This is a genomic window from Flavobacterium sp. GQ95 (genome assembly GCF_059758655.1).
Genome location: NZ_JCAXEB010000001.1, coordinates 968,739 through 982,435, shown reverse-complemented (window position 1 = coordinate 982,435; position 13,697 = coordinate 968,739). Strand labels below are relative to the sequence as shown.

General features: G+C 34.8%; 9 protein-coding genes. All 9 read right to left on the bottom strand.

The window, feature by feature from the left end:
• Positions 1–83: 83 nt before the first annotated feature.
• The 9 genes from AC6CH4_RS04190 to AC6CH4_RS04150 all read right to left on the bottom strand — a co-directional run bounded on the left by AC6CH4_RS04190 (position 84) and on the right by AC6CH4_RS04150 (position 13,563).
• Complete coding sequence (locus AC6CH4_RS04190; RefSeq protein WP_498100426.1) at positions 84–2,264, bottom strand: glycoside hydrolase family 97 protein; 2,181 nt, start codon at positions 2,262–2,264, stop codon at positions 84–86.
• 45 nt (positions 2,265–2,309) lie between these two features.
• On the bottom strand, positions 2,310–3,695 hold the full coding sequence (locus AC6CH4_RS04185) for an alpha-amylase family glycosyl hydrolase (protein WP_498100424.1): 1,386 nt from the start codon (positions 3,693–3,695) through the stop codon (positions 2,310–2,312).
• Positions 3,696–3,801: 106 nt separating this feature from the next.
• Positions 3,802–4,881 (bottom strand): SusE domain-containing protein, encoded by a 1,080-nt coding sequence (locus tag AC6CH4_RS04180; protein WP_498100422.1) that lies wholly within the window; start codon positions 4,879–4,881, stop codon positions 3,802–3,804.
• Positions 4,882–4,896: 15 nt separating this feature from the next.
• Positions 4,897–6,405 (bottom strand): RagB/SusD family nutrient uptake outer membrane protein, encoded by a 1,509-nt coding sequence (locus AC6CH4_RS04175; RefSeq protein WP_498100420.1) that lies wholly within the window; start codon positions 6,403–6,405, stop codon positions 4,897–4,899.
• An 8-nt stretch (positions 6,406–6,413) separates the two neighbouring features.
• A complete protein-coding gene (locus AC6CH4_RS04170; RefSeq protein WP_498100418.1) occupies positions 6,414–9,626 on the bottom strand; it encodes a TonB-dependent receptor in 3,213 nt (1,070 codons plus the stop codon).
• A gap of 188 nt (positions 9,627–9,814) precedes the next feature.
• Positions 9,815–10,993, bottom strand: a complete 1,179-nt coding sequence (locus AC6CH4_RS04165) for a FecR family protein (protein WP_498100416.1) — start codon at positions 10,991–10,993, stop codon at positions 9,815–9,817.
• A 491-nt stretch (positions 10,994–11,484) separates the two neighbouring features.
• The gene (locus AC6CH4_RS04160) at positions 11,485–12,048 is read right to left on the bottom strand and encodes an RNA polymerase sigma factor (RefSeq protein WP_498100414.1); all 564 of its coding nucleotides are present in this window, start codon (positions 12,046–12,048) and stop codon (positions 11,485–11,487) included.
• Positions 12,049–12,414: 366 nt separating this feature from the next.
• Complete coding sequence (locus tag AC6CH4_RS04155) at positions 12,415–13,071, bottom strand: hypothetical protein (protein WP_008466087.1); 657 nt, start codon at positions 13,069–13,071, stop codon at positions 12,415–12,417.
• A 120-nt stretch (positions 13,072–13,191) separates the two neighbouring features.
• Entirely contained in the window at positions 13,192–13,563 is a 372-nt protein-coding gene (locus AC6CH4_RS04150; protein WP_498100412.1) for a YraN family protein, read from the bottom strand.
• Positions 13,564–13,697: the final 134 nt, after the last annotated feature.

Below are 13,697 nucleotides of genomic sequence, written 5' to 3'. Positions count from 1 at the left end.
ACTAATTTTTAATCTATTTAAGATTTAAAAAATAATTTAATTCGTGAAAATTCGTGTAATTCGTGGCAAAAAAACTTAGTAATCTATAACTTTTTCAATCCCTTTAATTCTGTAGCATTTCCTTCTTTGATGCTGATGGCAACACCTCCGCCTGGAGCTAAATATTGTTTTAAAATTGTTTTTGAGGTTACAACAACTTTAGTCACAGTATATTTTTGTGGATTTTTATTCCAGTTGGCTTCTTTTGCATCAGCATAAATAGTGGCAATGAATTTTTTGCCAGCAGGCAGATAATCAAATGTGATATTTGCTGTTCTTGCATTTTCGTCTGTGATTCCTCCCACAAACCAGGCATCTTTTCCTTTAGCTTTACGAGCAATCGTGATGTAATCTCCTGGTTCAGCTTCTAAAATATAGCTGTTATCCCAATCAACAGCAACGTCTTTAATGAACTGAAAAGCATCTGGAAAACGCTCGTAATTCCCCGGAATATCAGCTGCCATTTGCAACGGACTGTACATCGTAACATAATACGCTAATTGTTTTACCAAAGTTGTGTTGACACGCTGCGAACTTCCTGTTCCGTAGTACGAAAGATCAGTTTGGAAAATCCCTGGCGTATAATCCATTGGGCCTCCCATTAATCTTGTAAAAGGCAAAATCGTAGTATGATCCGGAGCTAATCCCCCCATAGATTCAAACTCCGTTCCGCGAGCAGATTCCTGAGCAATCCAGTTTGGAAAAGTACGGTTTAAACCTGTTGGACGAACCGCTTCGTGACTATCGATCATGATTTTATAATCGGCAGCACGTTTGGCTACATTGATATAATGATTCACCATCCATTGCCCGTCATGATGTTCACCACGTGGAATAATTTTACCTACATATCCTGTTTTTACAGCATCGTATCCGTTGTCATTCATAAATTGAAAAGCACGGTCTAAACGGCGCTCATAATTGGTTGCAGATCCAGAAGTTTCGTGGTGCATGATAATTTTAACTCCTTTTGAAGCCGCATATTCATGAACTGCTTTTACATCAAAATCCGGGTATGCGGTAACGTAATCAAAAACCTCTTCTTTCCAGTTGTTGATCCAGTCTTCCCAGCCAATATTCCACCCTTCGATCAGGATCGCATCGAAACCATTCTTTGAAGCAAAATCAATATATTCTTTTGCACGTTCTGTCGTGGCTCCGTGTTTTCCATTCGGCGTAAGCTTCGTAAAATCATCCGTCAATTTCACATTGTTTTCTTTGCCAAAAGCCCAGGTACTTCTTCCTGCAACAAAATATTCCCACCAAATTCCGATGAATTTTACCGGTTTGATCCACGAAACATCTTTATAACTTGTTGGTTCGTTGAGGTTCAGGATTAACTTTGAAGCCAAAATCTCTGTTGCTTTATCGCTTACGACAATTGTTCTCCAGGGCGATTCTGCATCTGTTTGCATATACCCTTTTGCACCCACAGCGTCTGGCGCTAAATGACTGCGCATTTTGTTGTTTACAGCATCCACTTCAAGATACATCGCCGGATAATTGATTAACGCTGCTTCGTGAATATTAATGTACAAACCATCATCAGATTTCATCATCGATGGCGTTTGAACAGCAAGTTCTTTTATTGGCCATTGCGAATTGATTTCGATAGTCGCTTTCTTCATCAACGAAGGAATCTCAGAAATTTTCGATGTTGTATACGCATATTCATTGGTATCATAATCTCCCGGAATCCAGAAAATTTTATGATTTCCCGCTAAATTAAATTCAGAACGCTCTTCTTTAATTACAAAATAACTCAGGTCATTTTGCTTCGGAAATTCATATCTAAAACCTAACCCGTCGTTGAACAAACGGAAACGAATGCGAATGTATCTGTTATTGTTTTTTGCTTGCGCTAAAGTGACAACCAGTTCATTGTAATGATTTCGGATTGTTTTTTCTTCTCCTAAAACCGGATTCCAATTTTCATCAACAGAGGATTGTGCTGTATTTGTTACGGTAAAACCATCCAAAAACGAAGGCAAATTTTGAAGTTCTAAACCCAAAGAACTTGGTTTTATAACTGCTTTTTGTTTATATGATAATTGGTAAGATGGAATTCCACCTTCTTTCAATTCAAATTTTAAGGAAAGATTTTTGTCCGGCGAATTAATTTCTTGTGCCTGAATCCATAAGGAGTTCGCACACACAAAAAGTAAAAGCGCTAGTTTTTTGCTCAAACGAATTTGAAGCGGCATTTTTTGGGATTGAAAATTCATGTTATTTAGTTTTTTGCAAATCTAATTTATAAAGTTGCATTGGTATTAGTTTTTCAACACTAAATATTGAAAAGGTTGTAACGTTAATTCTGCACCAACAGTAACCGAAGTCCCTGTGAAAGCATCTTTCCATGTTCCTTTTAATGAGGGAGCGACCAAATATTTAACTGTTGAGCTGGTTAAATTAGAAAGGACAAAAACTTTTTCAGTATCGTTTACCATTGTAAAAGCACTTATAGCAACATTGCTATATCCTGTATAAGTTCCTTTTTTTATGGCATTGCTTGAATTTCTAAAGGCGACTATCTTTTTATATTCTGCTAAAACTGACGCATCAGCGGTAGACCAGTCGATTGGTGTTTTTGCAAAATAATTGATCCTTTTATTGTATCCAACTTCTTGTCCGTTGTAAATCATTGGGACAGATTTCATATACGCAGCGACAACAAATGCAGCTATAGAACCTTGTTTGCCTCCAAAAAGTTCATAAGGTGTTCCTTCTGCAAGGTTCACGTCATGATTGCTGGTGTATCTTACAATTCTGTTTTCAGGGTTGTAATTGTTTGCATATTCAGCAGCGTTTGCTTCCTGAATAGTAGTTGCAGGTTTATTTTCTTTGAATAGTTTTTCTAAAGATGTAAAAAAGTTAAATCCAAATGTATAATCGAAACCAGTAGCGAATTGATTCACTTTTGTACCTTCAGCAAGCATTAAGATGTTTTGATTTTTTTTGATGCCTCTCAATTTTGTGATCGCATCAGACCAAAAAGTCTGAGGAACAAAATCAGCATAATCACATCTGAAACCATCAATGTTTGCATTGTAAACCCAGTAAGACATAGCATCAATCATGGCGTCTTTCATTTCAGTATTATTGAAATCTAACTGCGCAACATCATTGTAATTTGTTCCAGGAGGAATGATGATTTCTCCTTTTTCATTTTTTTGATACCAATTTGGATGTTGTGTAATCCAGGCATTATCCCAAGCCGTATGATTGGCAACCCAGTCTAAAATAACCGCCATGTTTTTTTTGTGTGCTTCATCAACCAAAACCTGAAGGTCGGCCAAAGTACCAAAATCTGGATTTATTGCTTTATAATCTTGTACAGCATAAGGTGAACCAAGTTCTCCGGAAGCTTTTACTTTTCCTACCGGATAAACAGGCATTAAGTAGACAACATTTGCACCCAATTCCTGAATTTGTGTTAGTCTGTCCTGAACACCTTTTAACGTCCCTGCCTGACTAAAAGCACGAATGTTTACCTGATAAATTATGGCATCTTCTTTCTTTGGCATTTTGTCAAATGAAGCTCCATATTGTGTATAAGGCGAAGGGGCAATAGAGGTGGAATTGTCATCAGAAGAGCTACACGAAATAAATGCTAACGCAAGTATTAAAGCATAGACGATGTTTATATTTGATTTCATATTTTTTTGAATTTGATAAAATAACTACAGAGTTTAAGATAGCCTGCCTTTCGCTCAAAAAAGGCAGGTATCACTCAAACTAATCTAGCTTATTTTAAATGATAGATTATTTTTTAACTATAGTACAAGTTGCAGTTTTTGGGTAACCATTAGTTACAGGATCTACTTCATTAATCTTGAAATTTACTTCATAAAGTCCCGCTTCAGGAATGTCATAAGCTCCTCCATTGTCGAAATTAATTGTATTTGTTGAAGGATCTGCTGGTCCATAATTAATAGTCCAACTATTGTTTAATCTGAATTTTAAAGCTCCAGGCACTAAGTTGGCAGTCACTTTCCATGTTTTGGTTTGATGATCGTAACTCATAGGAGTACTATTATCCCAGCCTCCTGCCTGAGAAGTTCCAACAATTCCCCAAGCATATGGCGTAGAGCTCCATTTTAAAGTATTTAAATTTACTTTTATTTGATATGAACCTTCTCCAGGAAGTGTCAAATCAGTATCGCTCATGTTTTTTAAATCAGCATTTGTGTCGCCTGCCCCGTAGAATTGAGCCCAGTTTCTTGCTTTGTTTAATTTAAATCCGGGACCTGCACCAGTTGGTACAGTCATATAACCCTGATACACTCCTAATTGGATTTCTGTTAAAGCAGCTGCTGTTTCTATACCCCATCCCTGATAACTTCCCGGCATATAGATTTCGCCTATAACAACGGTTTTCAGGTAAGGCGTCACTGTTATAGAAATAGGATTTGAATACACTCTATGATCCATGGAAGATTCTACACGAATTACTAATTCTCCGGCAACGTTAGGTTTTAGCCCTAAGTCTGTGGCAATTTTATTTAATTCTGCTCCGGTAAAAGATTTGCTTAAAACATCTTCTCCCACTTCAACTCGTTTCGCTTTTGCCCAGGCCTCGCTTCCTTTGATATCGGTAGGTAAATCAATTTGTATAGCATAGGTTACAGGCGCCGCAATAGGATACGTTACTTTTGACCAGGAAACAAGTAAAGCTGATTGATCTGAAGTATCTTCTTTAAGTACTATTGTACTTGATGAAGCTTCAATCGCAGAAGGAAAGCTAACTTTTGCTAAGGTTGTTAGTTGACCTTCGCTTTCGCAGGAAGTAGCTAAAAAAAGCAAACTGCCTAGTACGAATAATTTATTTATATATTTTTTCATAATAGTTTTTGTTTTTTAGTAACCCGGGTTTTGTTTAAGTCCGCGATTAGCATCTAAAGCAGATGTTGGAATTGGGAACAATTTTCTGTAGGCAGGAGAAGCTGGTCTGAATTCGTTTGCCAGTAAAAATTTGTCAAAACGAATCATATCTTGTCTTCTGTGCCCTTCCCAGTTTAATTCAAATCCTCTTTCGTTATAAATATCATCAAGAGTTGGGTTTGCAGCCAGACCATCTAAACCTGCACGTTGTCTGATTTGATCAATAAAAGGTTTTGCAGCAGCTGGATTTCCTAAACGGACATTGCATTCTGCCATCATTAAGATTACATCAGCATATCTATAAATAGGGAAGTCATTCGATGCTCCTCCGCCAGTTTTTGTTCCGGCAGGAAAAAATTTAACATTACGAACTCCCGCCTGAGGTGGCGCTCCCGGATTGTCTAAAGAACCAACCTCAAGAGTATAATTAAATCCGCCTGGTTGTTCTCCAAATAAAAATTGTTTTCTACGAACATCATTTACAGCATATTTCAGGAAGAAATCAGTAGGGACTATAGTTCCATTCCAGCCACTGAATCCAAATAAAGTATTACCGTGAGGCCCATAAACGCTGCGAATACCATAAATATTACGGGAAACAACATCAAGAGTTGCGAAAATCGGTAAAATAGTTTCATCATCAGGAAGTACATCTCCAAATAATTCGTAATATTTATTTCCTAACGGACTAGCAGCGTTTTCTGCACCAGAATGTAAAGAAAAACCACCTTCGCTAACTTTGTTACAAGCGGCTAAACATTCGTTCCATTTTGCTTCTCCTGTGTATACCTGAGCATTCAGATATACTTTTGCTAATAGCGTATATCCAGCCCATTTATTAAATCTTCCGTAATAATTTCCTCCTTTTGTAACAGAAAGTAATTCTACGTTTTCAGTTAATTCTTTTACTATAAATGCAAAAACTTCCTTACGGCTTGATTGCGGAATTTTATCAACTGTAATGTTGTTGTCCGTGAAAAAAGGAACATCACCAAAATCATCAATTAATAGATAATAAAAGAAAGCACGTAATACTTTTGCTTCAGCAATTTTTGAAGCTTCAGCATTTGATTTTTCTAATAATTCAACCGCTAAATTGGCATTGAAAACAGATTTGTACAACCAGTTCCAGGTATTATTAATAATGAATTCGCTTGGCAGCCATTCATGTTTGTGCAGACGGGCAAAATCCTGTTGCCAGTTACCGTCATTTCTATGCGGAATTACCTGCTCGTCTGAGGACATACAGTTCATGTCATACCAGCCGTTATCAGCTCCGGCATAACCAACACCTGGTACACTTTTACGTTCAAAGTCACCTGGGATTTCTGCATACACACTGGCAAGGGCAATGTTGGCTCCCTCCGGAGTTCCGTAAAAGCTGTCCGGTTGATATTTGTCGTATATGTTTTCGTTGATATCTGTACAGCTAAAAAGTGTTAGGAAACACACGCTTCCTGCTACTACTATATTTTTAATTTTCATTTCTTTTACTATTTAAATTTTACAGTCAAACCAAATGTAACACTTCTGGTACGTGGATAAATTCCTTTATCACCACCAAAATTATCATTAGGATCACCACTTCCGCTTATGTTTAATTCCGGATCAACACCTGTATAATCTGTAATTAGCAGTAAATTGTTTCCCGTAAGAGAAAGTCGAATAGAATCTACATATTTATCAGTAAAACGGAAACTATATCCGGCAGTAAGATTTTCTAAACGTACAAATGAACCATCTTCTAACCATAAATCAGATCCGTATGGAGAAGAAAAGATCCCTTTGTCAACAGCACTTTGTAAAACGTTTGAACTACCCGTATTCTCTAACATGCTTAACCTTTGATTAAGATTGTTGTAGATTTTATTTCCTCCGGAACCTCTTACTGACATAGAAGCATCAAAGTTTTTGTATCTGTAAGATGGATTAAATGCAAAAGTGTAAGTTGGCAATGCTGAACCTGCATAATAACGATCTGCACTTCTTACACCCTGATCAATAATACCGTTTCCGTCAATATCTGCTACTGTTTCTACACTATTTGCGTTTTTACCATTATTTTTTAAAATATAAAATGAACCAACTGGTTTTCCTTGTACCAATAAAGAATTTGGTGCTCCCCAATTAACATAGTCTGTATTTAAAGGAATACCATTAATACTACCACTTAAATTAAGTACTTCATTTTTCATGAACGATACGTTTCCTGCAAGTGTTAGTGTGCTGTTGTCCGTTTTAATAACATCATAAGCAAGAGCAACCTCCAGACCTTTGTTTGAAATACTTCCTACGTTGGCTTTAATTTTATTATAAGGATAAGGGGGCTGAGGTACAGTATAATCAAATAGAAGATTATCTGTTCTTGAATCGTAAACATCAAGACTACCTCTTAATCTATTTTCTAATAGAGCAAAGTCAAGCCCGATATTAGTTTGTTTTTTGGTTTCCCATTTCAAATCAGCATTTGCATTTTGAGAAATGGTAAAATTGGTGATAATAGAACCTCCAAAATAAATATTTCCTGCACTATCCACTAATGGTAATGATGTTTGTGGATTAAGACCTTGCTGGTTACCCGTTTCACCATATCCGACACGTAATTTTAATTCATTAAACAAATTTTGATTGGTCATGAATGACTCTTTGTTGATTTGCCATGCCACAGATGCGGATGGGAAATTCCCCCATTTGTTGTTGGCACCAAATACAGATGAACCATCTCGTCTGATACTTGCTGTTAATAAATAACGGTCTAATAAAGAGTAGTTTAATCTTCCTAAATAAGAAACTAAAGATCTGTCGTTTTTATAAGATCTGATGTCTGAAGCTCTCACTTTAGACATATCACCAAACTGAAGTGCATTATAAGTGGCTTCATCACTAATAAAACCTCTCGCCTGAGTATAATTACCCTGATAAGTTTGGCTTTGCCATTCGTATAAAGCCAATGCATTAAAACTATGGATGCCAAAGGTTTTTTTATAGGTAAGACTTAAATTGGTTAATTTTTCGTTTTGTCTCTTATTATCTATATTAGCAAAACCGTGTTGCTCAATTGCATTAGAATCTGTTGATTCTTCCGGCATGTAATATCCTATCGTTAAATTTGTTTTTCTCCAGCTACCAAACCAGTTTGCTGAAAAACCTTTTCCTAAATCTAAATCTGCTTTTAAACTTCCGAATAAATTATCGTCTTGTCTTTCATTTGTAACTTCTTGCGCAGCGGCATAAGGATTTAAATAATGAAATACGGTTGCATCTGTAAAATAAGTTCCATCAGTATTAAAAACAGGATCAGTTGGTCTGGCCAATAATGAATTTGTGATTAAGTTAGATTGATATGCAACTGTTCCAATAGTTCCAATACTATTCGTAGTATTATTTACTCCGGTATTTAAATTGAAAGTCAATTTTAATTTGTCATTAAGAGCCAATTGAGTTGCCTGAATACGTCCAATGTATTTTTGATTACTGGAATTAATTACAACTCCATCCTGCATAATAGCGGTTATAGAAGCTCTGTAATTAAATTTATCAGTTCCTCCACCAAATGATAATGTATGTGTTTGTGTAACTCCCGTTTCAGTCAAAAGACCGTACCAATCTGTACTTGAACCGTGATTTGCTGAAGCCGGTACACCAACACTTTGAGCAGTTTCCCACCATTGGTTTGCATCAAGCATGTCTAGTTTTTTTGGAATAAAATCGATAGAAGTATAACCTACATATTCCATCGTAGTTTTTCCGGCTTTATTTTTTTTAGTAGTTACAATGATAACCCCAGGCGCTCCTCTTGAACCGTAAACAGCTGTAGCAGAAGCATCTTTTAAAACATCTATAGTTTCAATTTCGCTTGGTGGAACCTGATTTAATAAATCCATATTTCCCTGAATTCCATCAACTACTACAAGCGGATCATTTCCTCCAATTAAAGAAGAAATACCTCTAATACGAACGCTTGGTCCTGCACCTGGCTCGCTACCTATTTGCGTAATATTTACACCAGCAGCTTTTCCTGAAATCAACGACAACGGATTAACGATCGCACCCTGATTCATATCTTTTGCCGCTATTGAAGAAACTGCTCCTGTAACATCTTTTCGGGCTGTAGAACCGTAACCAACTACAACAATTTCCTGTAAGTCTGTAGCATCCGGAAGAAGCTGGATGTTTATAATAGTTTGGTTAGCAGTTACTCTTTTTTCTTTGTACCCCACAAAACTCACGATAATTATAGCTGAACTGCTTTCAACAGTAATTTTGTATTTACCATCAAAATCGGTAACCATACCATTTCTGGTTCCCTCTTCAAGAACAGAAGCTCCCGGCAAAGGCAAACCATTTTCGTCAGTAATAATACCGGAAACCGTTTGTTTTTGATAGATAGCAGCTTCAGTTTTAAGCTCTGGTTTTTTTAGGATAATTTGAGTGTCCCTAACCTTAAATTCAGTTGGAGTTCCTTTAAAAAGCTTATCTAATACGGTATATATAGGCTGATCTTTTACAGAAATGGAAACAACACGATCTAAATCGATATCATTTAGTTTATAGATAAACCTGAAATCTGTTTTTTGTTCTATGGTCTCAATAACCTTTTCGATTGTTGAATTGTTTAATTCCAGGGTTACTTTCGTCCTTTGGGCATAAGTATTCCCTCTAATATTAAACATGGCGACCAAAATAAGTAGTGTGGTTAGTTTCAATTTTAGGTCATTTTGGAACACTCGGTATAAAAACCCAGTATTCTTTGATTTTTTTTTCATAATTTTGTTAATTGATTGTAGTTAATTCGTTATATTCAATCACTTAGTTAATCGGAAATTGTTCGCAGCTCTTTCCGATTTTTTTATTCTAGTATTTTCTCTTCATGCTTTTTCATTGGTTTTAGTGGTTATTTAATTAGTATTTGATTGTTTTTTATGGTGTAATTAATGCCGTGAATGTCATTAAAATAGCTCATTACTTTCTCTATTGACTCATCGCTGAAACTAGCATTGAATTTCTCGTTCGCCAATTTTTCGTTTTTATTTACAATGGTTACATTATAGCGTCTTTCCAGTTTTGTAATGATATTTTTAAAAGTCATATTTCTGAAAGTAAGCCCGCCATTGATCCATGAAGTATAAATATCGGTGATAACAGGTTTTGTAAAAATCATATTATTTTCTTTAGTGAAACTTCCCTTGTGGCCTGGTTTCAGAACAGTATTTTTATTAGCATCAAACTCTTCATGTATGTTGTACATTCCAACTGAACCTTCTACTAAAACAACATCTGTTGCAGTATCTTCAGGATAATTTGAAACATTAAAATGCGTTCCTAAAACACGCACATTTAAATTGTCGGCATTCACAATGAAAGGATGTTTTTTGTCTTTGGCAACATCAAAAAAAGCTTCTCCTTCTAAAAATACTTGTCTGTTTTCGCCGGCAATAAATTTTACAGGATATTTTAAAGTGGTGCCCGAGTTCAAATGAACAAGCGTTCCATCAGACAATTGTAATTGAAATCTTTTGCCATACGGAATTTTGATGGTGTTATAAGCGACTTTCTCTAAATCAGAATTATTGTCGTAAACGATTTTATCTCCGTCTTGATTTCCAACTACATTGCCGTTCGCATCTCTAACTTCAACTTTATTATTTTCTGAGATAATCTGAATATTTCCATTTTCTAACTGCAATACAATATCAGTGCTTTTAAAATCGAATTTCGGTTCAGCTTTGGTATTGAAAGCTCCTTTTTGGTAAGCAAGACCAATTCCTAATAAAACAACTACTGAGGCAGCAATCGAAATGTATTTTCTGAAATTTGATTTTTTAGGCGCAATAGAAATTGTCGTTTCTTGTTCTTTAGCAGCACTCAAAATATTTAAGAAAATATCATCGGCAGTTTGGTGATTCATTTTTGGCATTTCACCCAAAAGATTTTGAATGTCTTCTACAGTCGGAAAGTCGTCTGTAAGTTGATTTTTTTTGTAATAAGCAATTACTTCATTTGTTTCCTCGGGGGTACATTGGTTTAAAACAAACTTTTGTAAAAGGTTTTTTATTTCTGAATTTGAATTCATTACGAATTGTTTTTAGGTCCGGTTCTGATATAATACAGTTGAAAAGGAATTGAGTACTACTCAAATGTTATAAATTTTTTAATTTTAACATTTAAAAAGCTGAAAAAAATTATAACAAATTGATTTTAAGATAATTAAAAAAAAATATTTTTTTTAATTAAATTGTTGTTTGCCCGTAGATTGAAGAAATTTAAACAGGCTTACGGCGATTTTTAATTGTTTTTTTATCATATTTTTTCAAATATAGCCCGCGGTTTCAACCGCGGTGACGCAATATATAAATAATGCATAATCACGATCCAAATCACATCCGTCTCCCGCGGTTGAAACCGCGGGCTATGTTTAGAATAATTGTCGATATTTTTTAGATCCTTTGTAATTATAGGATCGGATTATTAAAATTTGCGAAAATCTGTCTAATTTGCGTGCGATTATCTGCAAAAAAAAATCATCCGAAGAGGATGATTTTAATGGTTAAATGGTTTTTTGGTTTAGATAATTTCATCATGAACGTGAAAAAAGACTCGCATCGATTCTAATGCTTTACTCATTTGGTTCCTGACTGTATTTATAGAGATGCCGAGTTCCTGACTAATTTCTTCGTAACTCATGCCTTTCTTTCGGGACATTTTAAATATTTGTTTTCGTTTTGGAGGGAGCTGTTTCATGGCCTGTTTTCGAAGCTTTTTACAATCATCTTCCCTAATGGAATAATCTCCAGATTCATGCGATTTTTGACTTTCGTAAAAAACAGCTTCTTTAAGTGCCAGATCGTTTGCAGCTTTATTTAGGGTATTAAAAGCCTGATTTCTTGTAATAGTAAAAATATAGGCTTTAAACGATTGATCCAGATTTAAGTTTTCACGATGCAACCAGACTTTCATAAAAACATCCTGAACATTTTCTTCTGCTGCTTCCTTCGATTTTAAAAGACTAATGCTGTAACCATAGATGTCCTGATAGTATAAATCAAAAAGTTGGCGAAATGCTTTTTCTTTGCCTTTTTTGAGTTCACTTAGCAATAATCTTTCGCTATGGATATTTGTTTCTAGCAATTTAATTAGCCTCTATTTAATTCTAATTATAGTGTACTGTCAAACTGAAGATTGGGGCTTGACTTCAGCAAATATATAAAAATATTATTCGCAACAAATTATATATAAAAAAACTTAATTCTTATTTTTATAACGTTTTTTGAATAAATGAGGCAAAAACAGTCCAAAAGTGGCTTTTTGTCAAGTAAGTGTATTTTTGACGCTTTACTAAATTGTTATTTAATTTAGAATTTGTCTTTTGAGAATATTCTTATTTACGAAAAAGAAAATTGAAGTAGAGAATTCAATAAGAACAAAAAAATCCTTTTGTCTGGTTCAAAAGACAAAAGGATTGTATGATAAAATCCAGCGGATTATTTGAATTAATTAGTTCTTCAAATCTTTAATCACTTTAAAAGCAACATCAACCTGATCTTCTCCCACTAAAATGGTAAATTCATTTGAAGTCGAAATTACCTCGTTTATGATAATTCCTTCCCATGCTAAACGTTGGAAAATGAAATAATAAATACCAGGAACTACAATATTTTCTTTTGGTAATTTTACTGTAATTGAAGCTAAATTATCCAATTTTTGAATCAATTTTTCACGCATAAAGTGTTTTTCAACTAAATGATTGACGCTGCTGCTGACCACTATGTTGGTTTCATTTACTCCACGAGATGAGGTATAAAAGATATCAGATAAGGCATTAATATCAGAAATTAAATCGGCTTGTTTGTTCAGGACAGTTTCTGAAGCTGCAAAGGTGTAATCCGTCAACTCAGATCGAACCGTAATTTCACCAATATTCTTGATGACTTTATTGATTTTGTGGTTCAATTTAAAATCTAATTCTTCGGTAAGTCGTTTAAGAGACATTACAACAGCGCCTTGTTTTACTTCTTTACCAAATTCACTTTCTAATTCGGTCATAATGTTCCGGGACAGAGAAGTTAAATTAATAATTCCGAGAGATAACGCATTTAATAAAAACGGCTTTGTTTTGATGTAATTTTCGACGATTGAAGAAACGGTTTTCATAATTTTTTTTCTTTTTTTTGTAACTTAATTGTGTTGGTTTAGTTTAATAGTGATGTTAAAAATCTTTGCAAATATAAATAAAAAAACAATTTGTTACAATTATAACAATAAAAAATTATGTTAAAAATGATAAAAAGCGTCAGTAAGATGTTCAATTGCAAATGTTTCGCCGTTTTTATGGATCGCAATGATGTCAAAACGAACCTCGATCGTGTCTTCAAAATCCATTTCCCTATCGTTTATGTAGGCATTTACTGCTTTTATGAGTAATTGAATTTTTTTTGGTTTCACAAAATCCTGTGGATCTCCAAAATCTAAACTCGATCTTGTCTTAACTTCGACTATGGCCAAATAGTTATCTTTTTGTGCAATAATATCAATTTCGGCTTTCTGAAAAGTCCAGTTTCGATCTAATATTTCATACCCATCTTCCTGAAGATATTTTACAGCCAGTTCTTCACCTTTTTTTCCTAGTTCATTGTGTTCAGCCATTTTTTTTGAGTTATGAATTATAAGTTAAGAGTTATGAGTTTGTCATATATGCAAAAACACAAAGTCGCAAAGAATTAAATTAAAACTTTGCGACTTCGCATCCTTGCGAGATTTTTATGTGTGGTATTTAAAGC